This is a genomic window from uncultured Cetobacterium sp. (assembly GCF_947039425.1).
In the GTDB taxonomy this organism is placed as follows: Bacteria; Fusobacteriota; Fusobacteriia; order Fusobacteriales; family Fusobacteriaceae; genus Cetobacterium_A.
In genome coordinates this window covers 18,608-33,711 of sequence record NZ_CAMQYW010000005.1, presented here as the reverse complement: position 1 = coordinate 33,711, position 15,104 = coordinate 18,608, and the positions used below count along the sequence as shown (strand labels likewise).

Here is a 15,104-nt window from a genome sequence, read left to right as displayed (position 1 = left end):
AAAGAGACTTATATAGAAAAAAATATAATACAAAGTTATTTTGAAAATTGTAAATTTATTGAGGTGAATTTTATAGATTGTATTTTTGAAGATATAATTTTTGAAAATAGCACAATAAACTTAACTAAATTTAATGGTTGTAAATTTGATAATGTAAAATTTAAAAATTGTGAAATAGTTGGAGTGAATTTTAGTGAATTAAGTAAATTTATTTTAGATTTTTCATTGGAAGGGACTTTAATAAAATATTGTACATTTATAAAATTAGATTTAAAAAAACTAAAATTTATAAGAAATATAATAGAAGAAACTAGTTTTGAAGAGTGCAATATGAAAGAAATTATTATGGAAAATAATAAATTTAAAGAAGTATATTTTAAAAATTGTGATATGAGAAAAGGAAATTTTAAAGATTGTTCTAATTTGCAAGTGAACCCTTTAAATAATAATTTGAAAAATGCAATCTTTAGTTTAGATAGCGGAATATTAATATTAAAAGAGTTAGGAATAAAAATAGAAAATTAAATAAAAAGATAGAGATTTTAAGTTATTCTCTATCTTTATTTTATTAAAATATTTTTTTTGAGTAATTAAAAAACAAAGTAATAGCAAGTAAATCAGCTGATCCACCAGGACTAATTTTATTGTTTGTATATTCATTCTCAAGATCTTTAAGAATATTTTTATCAATACAACAATTGCTAAAAATACAGTGTAAATCCTGTGCTTTTTTCTTAACTTCATTAAGGATAGAGATGTTATGTCTGTGAAGTATAGTTGTATCTTCAAGAGAACTCATAAGAAAAATAAGTGTTTTTATCATAGCGCAATTAATATCTTTTTCAATAATAAGGGCATTTGAAAAAACATCTAAAGAACCATTAAATATAATATCTAAACCATCTTTCACAATGCCTCTAACGCCAGAGATTCCATGATTTAAAAATAGTTTTTCTCCATGAGTTAAATTAGATTTAGTTTCGAGATTAACAAAATCTTTTAATATATCTCTACACATAAATTTAATATTGTTTTTTATTTCTGAAAAACTTTTATTTTCAAATTTAACTTTTGCTGTTGTAGCAATAGAAATACCCATTAAGAAAATCATTCCCTTGTGAGTATTGATATTATTTGTAGCTAAAAACATCTCTTTTTCAGCGAGTTTACCTAAAAATCTTATTTTTTTAAAAATAAGATCAAGAGATAAAGATGAGAATCCAGCTTTAGCTACTTCTTTAAAATAATGATTAATAGAAAAACTACTGTCGATAAAAGTGAAGAAATCCATATCTGTATGTGCTCCCTTTGTAAAGGGAGAAACAAGTCCAAAAGAGGGAGAAGCAGAAACTTCTAGGATTAATGATTTAAGAGCGACATCACTTAGAAAATCACTTATTTTAAATCTTTCCTCATTTTCAATAAGATAGTTTTCGTATTTTTTTTGAATATGATTTGTTATTTCTAAAATAGAGTGACTTTGTTTTCGGCCACATACAAAGGCCATTTCATCACAGAGGAAACATTTTCTTTTATTTCCACCAAAATCAGAACGAGAAAAAGCATAACCCGTTTCAGAGAAGACATCAATGTCAACATATCTTCCTAAAATATGATTTTCTTCAATTTCCATAGCAATTTTTTTTATATTTGTTCCATTATCATTAATTGAAAAAATATAGGTAATTCCTTCAATGGAATTAATAATTTTAGTATGAACAATAGAATCATTGAAAATATCTAATATTTCTTTATATATAACCTTTACAATATTGGTTGGAATAAAGTCATTTTTATTTTCACCAGGATAATTTCCTCTTAGAACAAGGATAGGTTTTTTTTCTTTTTCAATTATAGAGTTTTGTATTTCAACTCTTTTTTCTCTCATTAATAAAAATTCTTCTAAATTAAACATATTTTAGTGCATAGAATTAGAATTTTTAATTCTTTCTATGATCTCCTTTCCTTTTTCAGATTGTAAGAAACTTAAGGTAGTTGTAGGAACAATATTTTTAATTTCATTCCAATTTTCATCTTTAAGAAACTCTCTAACCATTGATGCGCTAATTGCACAGTTGTTAATTTCCTTTCTAGGAATAATATCAACCTTTAAATTAAGATTATTAAAACATTTAATCATTGTCTCATTATATTTGTTAGTAACTTCACAATAAGGTTCTTCTCCTACAAACCTAGTGTTAATATTTAATTTTTTACAAAAATGTTCACCAGTAATTTTAGTGTCTAATTTCATAAACTCTTTCAACGAGTCGTCCTCTTTTCTAAGAAAATAATTAGGAAATGTAGCCGATGAAATGATATATTCACTGCTTGGAAGAACAGTAATATTTTTCAAGTGTTTAGTTCCTTCTTTAACGAGATTTATTCTATCTTTAAAAGGAAATGATGATTTATCCTCTTCAACAATTAAAACTAAAATATTATCCATTTTACTTGCGGCATATTCAATAAGATATTGATGCCCTAATGTAAATGGATTACAATTCATAATTAATAAACCATTATTTGAATTTTCTTTCCAGTTTAATTTAGATTTGATATTTTTTATAGTTTTATCAATGGAATTAAGTCCAATTTCTAAAAGTGATACTTTATCAGTTTTTGAAATTAATTTAAAACCAATTCCTTTGAAAATATCATCGTTAGATGGTTTAGTAAAAACAAAAGAGTGGAAAATACCTTCATCAAAAGATTTGTTAAGAAGGTTTGTAACAAGAGTATTAGTAACTCCCTCACCTCTCATAGATTCGTCAATTGCAAAACATTTTATAATGTTTTTACTTTTAGATGCTGTTGCAACAATGTGATCATTATTTCTAATAACAAGAGAATAATCTAAATTTTTATCAAGTTTTAATTGAAATTTATTTAAAAAATTTTCTAATTCTTCTCTTTGATATTTAGAGCTTAAACTAAGTGTCTCAATATTCATTGCGGTTGAGATACCCCCTCTTTTATAGTTTGGAATTTATTTGTAATATCATCAAGATATTGTATAAAAATATTTTGTGATTCTGATAAAATTTCACCTTTTGAAATCGAGATAATTGTATATGCCTCGTTTTTTTCTACCCATGAATCTTTTTCAATGGATTTTTGAACCAGCTCAGTAGCAGTGTAGTCCTTTAAATCTGACAGAGCAGGTTCTAATATCCCTTTCGTATAAGGATCGGCATTTATAAGAAAAGAATTAAATATTATTTTTTCTTCTGATAAGATCTTATCTTTAAGTTCATCTCTAGCCTCTTTTTTAGCTTTCCCCATAGCAATTAAAGTACCACTGCTTTCTATTTTAGCAGAACCGATACCATATACTTCATTTTCTTTGTCTATTGATGATGAAATTTTACTTTCAACTGAGGAAGGATCTCCACCAATAACAGAAGGAATTGACATAGTAGAACAGCCACTGAATAAAGCTAAAATAATAATAAAAATAAATCTGTTAAACATAAAATTACCCCCTATAAAATTTAAATTTCAACAGTAGATCCAACTAATTGAATAAAAACATTAGGATAAGAATTAGAAAGAGCTTTCATTTTATTTTCATTGTTAAAAAATCCTTCAATAGCAGTAAAAAAAAGATTTTCCTTTATTTGTATTGAATAACTATTTAAATAATCATTACTTAAAAAGAAACTTATCTCTCCTTCAATAGATATAGTATTAGGAAATTTAGAAAGAAGAAAATATTTTTCATTATCAATTGTTACAGAATTAATGATAAACCAATTATTTTCTTTTATAGCTTCTATCATATCTTTAGAAAAAGATATAAGCATATATTTGATATTTGAATCGATACTTATAAATTTTTGAAAATTCGAGAAATAAATTGGATTAACATATTCACCAAATATTTTTTTTAATGCTAATAAAGATGATGAATTTTTAAGAACAGCAACAGATATAGTGTTTTCTAATCTTCTACATGAAGATATTATTTCAGTATAAATTGATTGAATCTCTTTTGGAGAAAGAGATGAAAAATTAGAAAGATTTTTAAAAATTAGAGCTTCTCTTTCAGGGACATAAACTCTACTATTATCAATATTTTTAATATTACCTACATTTTTAACTAAATTCATTCTTTCTAAAATTAAAGAGATAATATCTTTATCAATTTTATCGATCTTTAATCTTAGATTATTAATTTCACCTGTAATTTTAATCACCCACTTTATGAATATTATTAACACATATTTTATAATATAAAGGTATTAAAATCAAATAAATATTGAAATATGGTGGAAAATCTTATAAAATTAGATATTGGTATAAATTAAAATATAAAACTATTTTTAATAAAAAAAAGTTTCAGGAGGAAAAATATGAAGTTTTTTTCTTTGAATAAAAAGAAGTATGCAACTTTAACAATTAAAGAAAATAAGGTGAAAAGTGAAACGTTAGAAGATTCAATAATAAAGAAAACAAAAATTACAGGGTTATGGGAAAAATGTCCAAATTGTCATGAGATAGTTTATAAAAAAGATATTGAGCAAAATTTACAAAAATGTCCACACTGTGATTACTATTTTGCAATGAATGCTCAAGAAAGAATAGATCTTATTATAGATGAAGAAACATTTCAAGAAATGGATAAAAATTTAACATCAGAAAATCCATTGGATTTTCCAGGTTATAAAGAAAAATATGAAAAAGCTGTGGAAAAAACAAATATGGCAGAAGGTGTAATAGCTGGAATTGGGGATATTTTTGGAATAAAAATTAGTATAGCAACTATGGACTTTGATTTTTTAGGTGGAAGTATGGGATCAGTTGTTGGTGAAAAAATTACAAGAGCCATAGAAAGGGGTATAAAATTTAAAATGCCAGTTGTTGTTGTTTGTAGTTCTGGAGGAGCTAGAATGCATGAGGGTATTTTATCGTTAATGCAAATGGCAAAAACATCAGCAGCTTTAGAAAAACTAAGAGAAGCAGGACAGATGTTTATATCTATTCCAGTAAATCCAACAACAGGGGGAGTAACAGCTTCTTTTGCTATGTTAGGAGATGTAATTGTAACAGAACCAGATGCATTAATAGGATTTGCAGGACAAAGAGTAATAGAACAAACAATTAAACAAAAATTACCACCTGGATTTCAAAGAAGTGAATTTTTACAAGAGTGCGGAATGATTGATATTATCACAAAAAGAGAGGATATGAAAGCTACTCTTTATAAGGTTTTAGATAATGTTATTTAACTTTTAAAAAGGAGGAACACATGAAGTTCAGTAAAGAGATACAAGAGTTAGAAATAAAAATATTAGAACTTAAAAATTTTTCCAAAGAAAAAGGAATAGATTTAACTTTGGATATAAATAGATTGTCACAAGAAAGAGATAAGTTAATAGAAGAGGATCATGAGAATTTAACTGATTGGGATAGAGTGAGTATAGCTCGTCATCCAGAAAGACCATACACATTAGATTATATAAAGAATATGACAGTTGATTTTATAGAATTACACGGTGATAGGTTATCTAAGGATGATCCAGCAATAGTTGGTGGATTGTGCAAGATAGATGGGAAAAAAGTGATGGTTATAGGTCATCAAAAAGGTAGAAGTATAGAGGAAAATATATATAGAAACTTTGGAATGGCTAGTCCAGAAGGATATAGAAAGGCCTTAAGACTTTTTAAAATGGCAGAAAGATTTTCTATACCTATAGTTAACTTAATAGATACACCGGGAGCTTATCCAGGAATTGAGGCAGAAAAACATGGTCAAGGAGAAGCTATAGCTAGAAACTTAATGGAAATGGCAGGTCTTAAAGTTCCGGTTATTTCAGTCGTTATTGGTGAAGGTGGTTCAGGAGGAGCTTTAGCACTAGGAGTTGCAGATAAAATATTTATGTTAGAAAATGCAGTATATTCAGTTATATCTCCAGAGGGATGTGCAGCAATTCTTTATAAAGATGCTTCAAAAGCGCCAGAAGCTGCCAATAATCTAAAGATATCTGGACCTAGTTTATTAGGACTAGGAGTTATTGATGGAATTATTAAAGAACCTATAGGAGGAGCTCATAGAGATTATAAGTGTGTAGCAAATGATCTAAAAAATGTTATTTTATCATCACTTTCTGAGTTATCTAAATTAGATGTGGATACTTTAGTAAAAAACAGATATAATAAATTTAGAAGAATGGGTAGTTTTGTAGAAAATATATTATAAGCATTTTTATAGAAAAGTAACGGAGGTATTTGTCATGAAGAGAATAGCGATATTAACAAGTGGAGGAGATGCTCCTGGAATGAATGCCGCTGTAAGAGCCGTAACTAAAGTAGCGTTATCAAAGGGGATTGAAGTATTTGGAGTTAAAAGAGGATATTTAGGAATGTTACATGATGAAATATTTGAAATGAATGGAAGTCATGTTTCAGGAATTATTGATAGAGGTGGAACAGTTCTTTTAACAGCAAGATGTTTAGAATTTAAAGATCCTAAATTTAGAGCTATTGCAGCACAAAATTTAAAGAAAAGAGAGATTGAAGGAATAGTTGTTATAGGAGGAGATGGTTCATATAGAGGAGCAGATCTACTTTCTAAAGAGCATGGAATAAAAGTTGTAGGGTTGCCAGGAACAATAGATAATGATATTATTGGAACTGATTATACAATAGGTTTTGATACTTGTTTAAATACTATTTTAGATGCTATGTCTAAATTAAGAGATACAGCAACTTCTCATGAAAGAACAATTCTTATGGAAGTAATGGGTAGACATGCAGGAGACTTAGCTCTTCATGCATCACTTGCAGGTGGTGGAGATGGATTATTGATTCCTGAAATTGAAAATCCAATTGAGATGTTATCTTATCAAATAAAAGAGAGAAGAAAACAAGGGAAACTTCACGATATAGTTTTAGTTGCAGAAGGAGTAGGAAGCGTTTTAGAAATAGAGAAGCAAGTAAAAGAGCAAGTAACAACAGAGGTTAGAAGTGTAGTACTTGCACATGTACAAAGAGGAGGAACACCTTCAGGTTTTGATAGAGTATTGGCTACAAAAATGGGAGCTAAAGCTGTTGAAATATTAGAAAATGGTGGAGGGGGAGTTATGATTGGAATAGAAAGTAACGAACTTGTAACACATCCAATATCTTTTGCATGGGAAGGAAAGAGAAAATACGATATAAGAAAAGATTATGAATTAGCATTAACACTTAGCAAATAGGAGTTGATATAAATGATAACAGTATTAGATTTTGTAAGAAAAGAAAGAAGAAAGAAAAAAATTAAAAGAGATATTGAAGATAATGACAGAAAAGTTAGAGATAATAGAAAAAGAGTTGATCTTTTATCAAATTTAAAAGAGTATATAAAAGCAGATATGACTTATGATGAGATAATTGATATTATTGACAATATGAAAAATGATTATGAAGATAGAGTAGATGATTATATAATAAAAAATGCAGAATTAGGAAAAGAGAGAAGAGAGATTTCAAAAAGTATAAAAGATTTTACAAAATCTTTACCTAAGCATTCAGCTGGAATAATACCAGAGAAGAAATAGAGGAGAAAATAGATGGCAACAAAATCACTAGAAATACTAATAGATGAATTTAATAGACTTCCTGGGATTGGAAGAAAAAGTGCCACTAGACTAGCATTTCATATTTTAGAAATGTCTGAAACAGAGATAGATAGATTTGCACTAGCTTTAAAATCAGCAAAGGAAAAAGTTAAAAGATGTTCTGTTTGTGGAAATTTTAGTGAAGAAGAAGTTTGTAGTATTTGTAGAGACGAATTTAGAGAAAAAGATACTATCTGTGTTGTAGAAGATAGCAGAGATATAATTCCATTTGAAAAAACTAATAGATTTAAAGGAAAATATCATGTTTTAAATGGTAAATTAGATCCATTAAATGGAATAACTCCAGATAAATTAAATTTAAAAAAACTATTAGAAAGAGTAGCTAATAATGAAATTAGCGAAGTAATATTAGCTTTAAATCCAGATTTAGAAGGAGAAACAACAGCACTTTATTTAACAAGATTACTTAAACCTTTTGAAGTTAAAATTTCAAAGATAGCAAGTGGGATTCCTATGGGTGGAAATATTGAATTTGCTGATACAGCAACAATATCAAAGGCTTTAGAAGGAAGACAAGAGTTATGAAAAAAGATCTCAAACATTTTAGTGTTTGAGATCTTTTTTTATTTTGTAAGGTCTTTAATTGCCTTACCTAAAGATTCTAAAGTAAATCTAACTCTATCAGCACGAGCATTTTCTCCCATATGACCAATTCTTATAACTTTTCCTTGCAAAGGACCGTATGATCCAGCAAGAAGTATTTTATATTTATTTTTCATATGATCGATAAGCTCTTTAGCAGTAATTCCATCTGGTGGAAGAAAAGCAGTTGCTGTAGGAGAAAAATCATTTTCAAGATATAATTTACAACCAAAAGATTGTAATTCTTGGATACAATAATCTCTAGCTTCAATATGTCTATCAAAAACTCTATATAAAGTTTCAGAAAGAAGATTATCAAGAGCTGTACCTAAACTAATAATATCACTAACTGGCATTGTATAAGGAAATAATTTTTCCTCTTCACAATTTTTCCACAGTGAAAGATTGCAATAAAAAGATGGAATAGGAGTAGCTCTATTATCTATAGCTGTCCAAGCATCATTACTAACAGAAAGAATTGTTAATCCAGGAGCTGCAGAAAAAACTTTTTGAGAAGCAGCAAGAGCAATATCAACACCCCAATCATCTACTCTAAAATCTACTCCGCCAAGAGCAGCAACAGTATCAACAACGGTAAGAATGCCTTTAGATTTTAAAAGTTTACATATAGGACCAACATCATTTAAAATACCACTAGGGGTATCGCAATGTACAATAGTGGCAAATTTAAAATTAGAATCAGTTTCTAAGAATTTTTCTAATGAATTAACATCAATTCCTTTTTTCCAATCACTTTTAAATTCAGTAACTTCACCACCATATATTTCTATCAAGTCTTTAAAACCTTCTCCAAAAACACCATTTGAAATAACAAGAACACGATCTCCTTTTTCAGTAAGAGAAGCACAGGCAGAATCTAAACCAAGCATACCTTCTCCACTCATAATTAGAACTTTAGCTTTTTCAGTACCAAAAAATTGAGAAAGTTTGTAACATACAAATTTGTAATATGCAAAGAAATCCATATCAAGATCAGGATTTCCAAAAACTTTACTTCTAGAGTGTAATACATTTCCATTGACTGTTGTCGGACCAGCAGTCATCATAAGATATTCCGGACTTTTAAATAGCATAAATTTCCTCCTATTGTTATTTTTCACATGAAAAATAACTAACTTTATATGTTAAATTTTTATAATTAAAACTTTTTGTTAAAGAATATGAAGATTTTTGAAAACCAGTAACACCTGTTTTTTTCAAGTGTTTTAAGGCTTCTAAAGGAGAAGAGAATTCTAAAGAAAAGGTCTCATCAATATATTTAACATTAGTATAATATTTTTTTAATAAGTTATAGATATCAGTTGTAGTTAAATAATTTAAACTAATTGAAAAATGATTTAAAATCTCAATTAAATTTCCTTTTGTATAAATTGAAAAAACTAGATTATCAGAAGAAAAAGATAGCTTTCGTATTAATTCTTCTAAGTTTTCTACCCATTGAAAAGCTGAACTTGAAACAATTAAAGAATATTTATCAAAATGCATTTTAGACATATCATCTATAAAAAAATCTCTATATGAAATAGTATTAAAATATTCTTTTGTATTAAAAATATCATTTAAATCAAGAGCATTAAAATTTAAGACATTGAAAAATGTTTTTGTAAAAATACCAGTACCACAGCCTAACTCTAAAACTGATTCATAAAAGGTATTTTTATCAATAAAAGTTAAGAGTTTATCTGCAACTTTTTTTTGAATAGTTGCATTTGCATCATAATTTTTAAATTCTTTATTAAAATTTAGGTGTTTCACTAATAATTTTCCTCCATGTATTAAGTTTATCAAAGGGATAATGATTACAATCTAAAGTGATAACATTATCATGATTTTCGTAAAAATTTATCTGTTTAGGATAAGGAATAATTCTATCTAAGTTTCCTAAAATTATTTTATTAAATTTGATTTTTGTACAAATTTTTCTTTTTGAAAATATTTTAAGTTGATATTTTAAATAGTTAATATCAATAGTATTAGGAAATAATTTTAAAGGACATCCCATATTTAAAAAGAACTTTTTAAAGTTTGATTCATTTAATGTTTCAAGGGTTAATTTAAACATTTTAGGTGAAATTCCGAACCTCCCAATAATATCTGTATGTCCATTAATAGCAATGGAAAAACAATTAAGAGAAGAGTTCTTAGCTAAAAATTCAGCAGCATAAGATACACCAAATGACCAACCGATAACATAGATTTTAGTAAAAATTTCAAAATCTATATTTTCAATTTTATATGGAAAATTTATGCAAATTAATTTAAAAGAAGAATCAATAGATAAATTTTCAATAATAGTTTCATCCATTCCCCAACCATTAAAAAAGAGTATTAATTGCATAATTTAGCTCCTTAAAAAACATAATTATATTTTGCTCAGTAAGAGTTGGATTTAACCCAAGTCTTATTCTTGAAGTTCCTTTTGGAACTGTTGGTTCTTTAACCCCATATACAAAGAAACCTCTTGTTTTTAAATAAGAAATAATTTTATTTAATTTATTATTGTCTCCTATTATTATTGAAATAATATGTGTATTTGAAATTGTTTTTAAATTATATTTCTTTATTAAGTCATGAGTTAACTTTGTTAAAGAGTTTAGTTTTTCAATTCTATAATGAAAATGTGGTATCTGTTTTAAAATAAAAAGATTCCAAGCCACATTAATTGGTGGTAACGATGTTGTATATATAAATTTTCTTCCACGATTAATAATATAATCTTTAAATAGTTGATCACAAATTAAATAAGAACCTAAAGATCCTCCACCTTTTCCCAATGGAATAGTTAAAAAATCAACATAATTGATATAACTACCTTCATAAATCATTCCATATCCATGAACACCATAAGAATGTGCCTCATCTATCATTAAATAAAAATTAAACTCTTTTTTTAAAGATATCAATTTGTCTATATTGACACAATCTCCATCCATGCTATATATAGTTTCAGAAATAACAAGAATATCTTCGTATTTATTTCTGTTTTTTTCTAGTAATATTTTTAAATGATCAAGATCTAAATGTTTATATCTTAAAAAGTTACTTTTACTATGAATAATTCCATCATGAATACTAGCATGATTTAATTTATCACTGATAATTAAAGTATTTTCATTAAAAAAAGTTTCAATAACGCAAGTATTGCAGTCAAAACCGCTATTAAATAAAAGGGCTGGTTTTTTATATATAAATTGAAGTTCTTTTTCTAAGTCATAAGTAATTTCAGATGTTCCACTAATTAATCTAGAAGAACTAGAGGAAAGAGGTAGTTCTGGATATTCATTATAAAATATTTTCAGTAAATTTTTATCATTACTTAAGCCTAAATAATCATTTGATGAAAGATTTAAAAGATTATCTGGGCAAACATTTAGAGTTCTTAATGTATTTTCTTCTTTTAAATTAGTTAAAATATTTGATATTTTTTTTCTCAACATACAATCACCCCTTATTAATTATACATAAAAAACATAAAAAATACCAATAAAGAATGAAAGATCTAAAAGAGTTACACTTTATATATTGTACATTTAATTTAAATATTGCAATTTAAGATTATTGGTGTTAGGATGATTGTAGTAAATAAAGTAGAGAAAACGCTTAATAGTGTACACTTAAGGGGTGGGAGATGGACTTAACAGAAAGACAAAGAGAAATTGTAGAAATAATTAAAAATCATGGACCTATAACTGGTGATGATATAGCAAAAATGATATATATAACAAGATCAGCTTTAAGAACTGATTTCTCAATATTAAAAAAAATGTCAATAATAAAATCAAAGCAAAAGATAGGGTATACATATAATGAAGCTTTTGTTGAATCAAATAATAAAAGTTTAGTAAAGCATATAATGGGACCTTCAATAACAATAGATGATACATACTCAGTTTATCAAACAGTACTTTTAATGTTTGATAAAGATATTGGAACAATATTTATAACTAAAGATGGAAGTTTATGTGGAATTGTTTCAAGAAAAGATTTGTTGAGAACAGCAATTGGAAAAAGAGATATTGAACAGATTCCAATTAATTTAATAATGACAAGAATGCCGAATCTGATTTATGCACTTGAGGATGAAACAATAGAGTGCTGTGTGAAAAAAATAATAGAACATCAGATAGATTCTGTTCCCGTTGTAAGAATAAAAGAAAGAAATGGGAAAGAGGTACATGAAGTTGTTGGTAGATTTACAAAAACTAATGTAAGTAAACTACTTTTAGATATATTTGAAAATAAAAATAAATCAAAAAAAATAGATAAGAATATAACACAAAATTAATATATAAAGGGAGATAGTTATGAAAAATATTTATTTGTTCAAAGAAAGCTATAATTTGGGGAAAATGATTTTAGGTGGAAAAGGTGCAAATTTAGTTGAAATGAAGAGGATTGGATTACCAATTCCTAATGGTTTAATTGTGAGTACTTTAGCTTGTAATGAGTATTTTAAAAATCAAAATAACTTATCTTTAACTTTAAAAGATGAAATCAAAGGGAGTTTAATAAAATTAGAAAAAGAAACAGGGAAACAGTTTGGAGGATCGAATCCACTTTTAGTTTCTGTTAGGTCGGGAGCTCCAGTTTCTATGCCAGGAATGATGGATACAATTTTAAACTTAGGTTTAAATGATAAAACAGCAAAAGCTTTAATTGTAAAAATGAATGATGAAAAATTTGTATATGAAATTTATATTAGATTTATAGAGATGTTTTCAGAAATAGTAAAAGGATTAGATAAAGAGAAGTTTCATGAAATTAAAGAGGAAAATTTAAAATATGGAGCAACAAAAGTAATAGAATTATATAAAGATTTATATGAGAAAGAAACAAATGAAAAGTTTCCTGAAAATCCAGAGGAACAAGTTGTAATGGCTATAGAATCAATTTTTAATTCTTGGAATAATGAAAGAGCTGAAATATATAGAGAGATTCATAATATTGATAGTAAAATGGGTACTGGTGTAGTAATTCAAGAGATGGTATTTGGAAATTTAAATAATTTGTCAGGAACAGGTGTTGCATTTACAAGAAATCCATCAACTGGAGAGAATATAATTTTTGGAGAGTATTTATTAGAAGCTCAAGGTGAAGATATTGTTGCTGGAACAAGAACACCTGAAAATATAGCTCATTTACAAGCTCAATTGCCAAATGTATATGATGAGTTTGTAAGAATAGCAAAATTATTAGAAAACCATTATGGGGATATGCAGGATATTGAATTTACTATTGAAAATGGAAAGTTGTATATATTACAAACTAGAAATGGAAAAAGAAGTCCAAACGCTGCTGTAAAAATAGCTGTTGATATGGTTGAAGAAGGGGTTATAAATAAAGAAAAAGGAATTATGATGATAGATACAGAAACTTTACCTCAATTATTTAACGGAACATTTGAAGAGGGTGACATAGCTGGAAAAAAGTCATTAGGGAAAGGATTACCAGGTTCAGCGGGTGTAGCTGTGGGAAAAGTAATTCTTTCCTCAGAAAGGGTAAAAGAGGGAGAATCTGTAATTTTAGTGAGAACGGAAACTTCCCCAGAAGATATCAAAGGTATGAGTTTAGCTAAAGGAATAGTAACAGTAAAAGGGGGAGCTACTTCTCACGGAGCTGTTGTAGCAAGAGGAATGGGAAAATGTTGTATTACTGGTTGTGAAGATATTAAAATAGATAAAAGCAATCAATTTTTTATGATAAATGGAGTAAAAGTTTTAGAAGGAGATATTATATCAATTGATGGATATAATGGAGATATATATTTAGGAGAAATTAAATTAAGACGTGATGAAATGAATGGAGATTTAGAAAAAGTTCTTGAATGGTGTAAAGAAAATAAAGATCTTGAAATTAGAATGAATGCAGATACACCAACAGATGTATTAGTTGGAATAAAATTTGGTGCAGAAGGAATTGGCCTTTGTAGAACTGAACATATGTTTTTTGAAGAGGAAAAAATTTGGAATGTTAGAGAGATGATTATTGCTGAAAATAAAGAGGAAAGAGATTTGGCTTTAGAAAAATTACTGATACTACAAAAGAAAGATTTTAAAGAAATGTTTGTAAATATGGCTGGATTACCAATGAATATAAGACTTTTAGATCCACCATTTCATGAATTTTTGCCAAAAACAGAAAAAGATGTTAATATATTATCTAAATATATTAATAAAAGTACTGAACATATTGAAACTAGAATAAAAGAGTTGAAAGAAGAGAATCCAATGTTAGGTCATAGAGGATGTAGACTTGCGGTTACTTTTCCAGAAATATATGAGATGCAAGCAAGAGCGATAATTGAATCAGCTATGGAAAGTAAAGATGAAGGTGTAAATGTTGATTTAGAAATGATGATTCCTTTTGTAGGTGGAATAAGTGAATTTAAATATATAAAAGAAAGAATAGAAAGCACAATTAAAAAAACATTTGAAGAGAAAAAAGAAAAGATCGATTATAAACTAGGAACAATGATGGAGCTGCCTAGAGCATGTTTAATAGCTAATGAAATAGCTGAGGAAAGTGCATTCTTTTCATTTGGAACTAACGATTTAACACAAACAACATATGGACTTTCAAGAGATGATTCTGTTAAATTTTTAGGAGAGTATAAAAATAAAAAAATAATAAGTAGAGATCCATTCCAATCAATAGATACAAGAGGAGTGGGGAAATTAATCTCTTTAGCAAATGATTTAGGAAAATCAGTAAAACCAGAAATGAAAATAGGCGTATGTGGAGAACATGGAGGCGATCCTAAAAGTATAGAGTATTTTAACTCATTAGGAATGTCATATGTTAGTTGTTCACCATATAGAGTTCCCATCGCAATAGTTGCTGCTGCTCAAAGTAAAATACTAAAATTAAGAGGGTAGA

At 27.3% G+C, this 15,104-nt stretch carries 16 protein-coding genes; 8 read left to right on the top strand and 8 right to left on the bottom strand.

The genetic code is table 11. The features are described from left to right. Positions 1-525 (top strand): pentapeptide repeat-containing protein (locus Q0V09_RS01215; protein ID WP_297486793.1); only part of this gene is annotated, 525 nt, incomplete at its 5' end. Positions 526-568: 43 nt separating this feature from the next. Here Q0V09_RS01215 and citX read toward each other — a convergent pair. Genes citX through Q0V09_RS01195 form a run of 4 tightly spaced genes read right to left on the bottom strand, consistent with a single transcriptional unit; the run spans position 569 to position 4,199 of the window. Beyond that, on the bottom strand, positions 569-1,915 hold the full coding sequence (gene citX / locus Q0V09_RS01210) for a citrate lyase holo-[acyl-carrier protein] synthase (protein ID WP_297404794.1): 1,347 nt from the start codon (positions 1,913-1,915) through the stop codon (positions 569-571). 3 nt (positions 1,916-1,918) lie between these two features. Beyond that, positions 1,919-2,953: a [citrate (pro-3S)-lyase] ligase gene (gene citC, locus Q0V09_RS01205; protein ID WP_297404796.1), complete on the bottom strand. Its 1,035-nt coding sequence runs from the start codon at positions 2,951-2,953 to the stop codon at positions 1,919-1,921. Continuing rightward, the gene (locus Q0V09_RS01200; protein ID WP_297404798.1) at positions 2,950-3,474 is read right to left on the bottom strand and encodes a hypothetical protein; all 525 of its coding nucleotides are present in this window, start codon (positions 3,472-3,474) and stop codon (positions 2,950-2,952) included. The genes citC and Q0V09_RS01200 overlap by 4 nt, the downstream gene beginning before the upstream one ends. A gap of 20 nt (positions 3,475-3,494) precedes the next feature. Beyond that, the gene (locus Q0V09_RS01195; protein ID WP_297404800.1) at positions 3,495-4,199 is read right to left on the bottom strand and encodes a chorismate mutase; all 705 of its coding nucleotides are present in this window, start codon (positions 4,197-4,199) and stop codon (positions 3,495-3,497) included. Between the two features lie 156 nt (positions 4,200-4,355). Between Q0V09_RS01195 and accD the strand changes: the two genes are divergently transcribed. The 5 genes from accD to recR are packed head-to-tail and all read left to right on the top strand — an operon-like array spanning position 4,356 to position 8,150. Beyond that, positions 4,356-5,231, top strand: coding sequence for an acetyl-CoA carboxylase, carboxyltransferase subunit beta (gene accD, locus Q0V09_RS01190; RefSeq protein WP_297404802.1), 876 nt, complete (start codon positions 4,356-4,358; stop codon positions 5,229-5,231). Positions 5,232-5,251: 20 nt separating this feature from the next. Continuing rightward, on the top strand, positions 5,252-6,202 hold the full coding sequence (locus Q0V09_RS01185) for an acetyl-CoA carboxylase carboxyltransferase subunit alpha (RefSeq protein WP_297486790.1): 951 nt from the start codon (positions 5,252-5,254) through the stop codon (positions 6,200-6,202). A gap of 34 nt (positions 6,203-6,236) precedes the next feature. Beyond that, positions 6,237-7,202, top strand: a complete 966-nt coding sequence (gene pfkA, locus Q0V09_RS01180; protein WP_297404806.1) for a 6-phosphofructokinase — start codon at positions 6,237-6,239, stop codon at positions 7,200-7,202. 12 nt (positions 7,203-7,214) lie between these two features. Beyond that, on the top strand, positions 7,215-7,544 hold the full coding sequence (locus Q0V09_RS01175; RefSeq protein WP_297404808.1) for a DUF496 family protein: 330 nt from the start codon (positions 7,215-7,217) through the stop codon (positions 7,542-7,544). A 12-nt stretch (positions 7,545-7,556) separates the two neighbouring features. After that, positions 7,557-8,150: a recombination mediator RecR gene (recR, locus tag Q0V09_RS01170; protein ID WP_297404810.1), complete on the top strand. Its 594-nt coding sequence runs from the start codon at positions 7,557-7,559 to the stop codon at positions 8,148-8,150. A gap of 38 nt (positions 8,151-8,188) precedes the next feature. Here the strand turns inward: recR and Q0V09_RS01165 are convergent, their stop codons facing one another. The 4 genes from Q0V09_RS01165 to Q0V09_RS01150 are packed head-to-tail and all read right to left on the bottom strand — an operon-like array spanning position 8,189 to position 11,665. Further along, positions 8,189-9,301 (bottom strand): alanine--glyoxylate aminotransferase family protein, encoded by a 1,113-nt coding sequence (locus Q0V09_RS01165; RefSeq protein ID WP_297486787.1) that lies wholly within the window; start codon positions 9,299-9,301, stop codon positions 8,189-8,191. 16 nt (positions 9,302-9,317) lie between these two features. Further along, a complete protein-coding gene (locus tag Q0V09_RS01160; RefSeq protein ID WP_297408066.1) occupies positions 9,318-9,983 on the bottom strand; it encodes a methyltransferase domain-containing protein in 666 nt (221 codons plus the stop codon). Then, entirely contained in the window at positions 9,964-10,566 is a 603-nt protein-coding gene (locus tag Q0V09_RS01155; protein WP_297486784.1) for a pimeloyl-ACP methyl esterase BioG family protein, read from the bottom strand. Before Q0V09_RS01155 ends, Q0V09_RS01160 begins: the two co-directional genes overlap by 20 nt. Then, entirely contained in the window at positions 10,544-11,665 is a 1,122-nt protein-coding gene (locus tag Q0V09_RS01150) for an aminotransferase class I/II-fold pyridoxal phosphate-dependent enzyme (RefSeq protein ID WP_297486781.1), read from the bottom strand. Before Q0V09_RS01150 ends, Q0V09_RS01155 begins: the two co-directional genes overlap by 23 nt. Before the next feature lie 191 nt (positions 11,666-11,856). On the opposite strand from Q0V09_RS01150, the gene Q0V09_RS01145 reads away from it, so the two are divergent. Next, positions 11,857-12,513 (top strand): helix-turn-helix transcriptional regulator, encoded by a 657-nt coding sequence (locus Q0V09_RS01145; protein WP_297407380.1) that lies wholly within the window; start codon positions 11,857-11,859, stop codon positions 12,511-12,513. Between the two features lie 19 nt (positions 12,514-12,532). Then, complete coding sequence (gene ppdK, locus Q0V09_RS01140) at positions 12,533-15,103, top strand: pyruvate, phosphate dikinase (RefSeq protein ID WP_297486778.1); 2,571 nt, start codon at positions 12,533-12,535, stop codon at positions 15,101-15,103. Position 15,104 lies beyond the last annotated feature (1 nt).

Bases quoted from the DNA above. Each gene is read 5' to 3' on its own strand.
- Q0V09_RS01165 (WP_297486787.1), bottom strand. From the start codon at position 9,301: ATGCTATTTAAAAGTCCGGAATATCTTATGATGACTGCTGGTCCGACA.
- Q0V09_RS01185 (WP_297486790.1), top strand. From the start codon at position 5,252: ATGAAGTTCAGTAAAGAGATACAAGAGTTAGAAATAAAAATATTAGAA.
- pfkA (WP_297404806.1), top strand. From the start codon at position 6,237: ATGAAGAGAATAGCGATATTAACAAGTGGAGGAGATGCTCCTGGAATG.
- recR (WP_297404810.1), top strand. From the start codon at position 7,557: ATGGCAACAAAATCACTAGAAATACTAATAGATGAATTTAATAGACTT.
- Q0V09_RS01145 (WP_297407380.1), top strand. From the start codon at position 11,857: ATGGACTTAACAGAAAGACAAAGAGAAATTGTAGAAATAATTAAAAAT.
- Q0V09_RS01200 (WP_297404798.1), bottom strand. From the start codon at position 3,474: ATGTTTAACAGATTTATTTTTATTATTATTTTAGCTTTATTCAGTGGC.
- citX (WP_297404794.1), bottom strand. From the start codon at position 1,915: ATGTTTAATTTAGAAGAATTTTTATTAATGAGAGAAAAAAGAGTTGAA.
- accD (WP_297404802.1), top strand. From the start codon at position 4,356: ATGAAGTTTTTTTCTTTGAATAAAAAGAAGTATGCAACTTTAACAATT.
- Q0V09_RS01175 (WP_297404808.1), top strand. From the start codon at position 7,215: ATGATAACAGTATTAGATTTTGTAAGAAAAGAAAGAAGAAAGAAAAAA.
- citC (WP_297404796.1), bottom strand. From the start codon at position 2,953: ATGAATATTGAGACACTTAGTTTAAGCTCTAAATATCAAAGAGAAGAA.
- Q0V09_RS01155 (WP_297486784.1), bottom strand. From the start codon at position 10,566: ATGCAATTAATACTCTTTTTTAATGGTTGGGGAATGGATGAAACTATT.
- ppdK (WP_297486778.1), top strand. From the start codon at position 12,533: ATGAAAAATATTTATTTGTTCAAAGAAAGCTATAATTTGGGGAAAATG.
- Q0V09_RS01150 (WP_297486781.1), bottom strand. From the start codon at position 11,665: ATGTTGAGAAAAAAAATATCAAATATTTTAACTAATTTAAAAGAAGAA.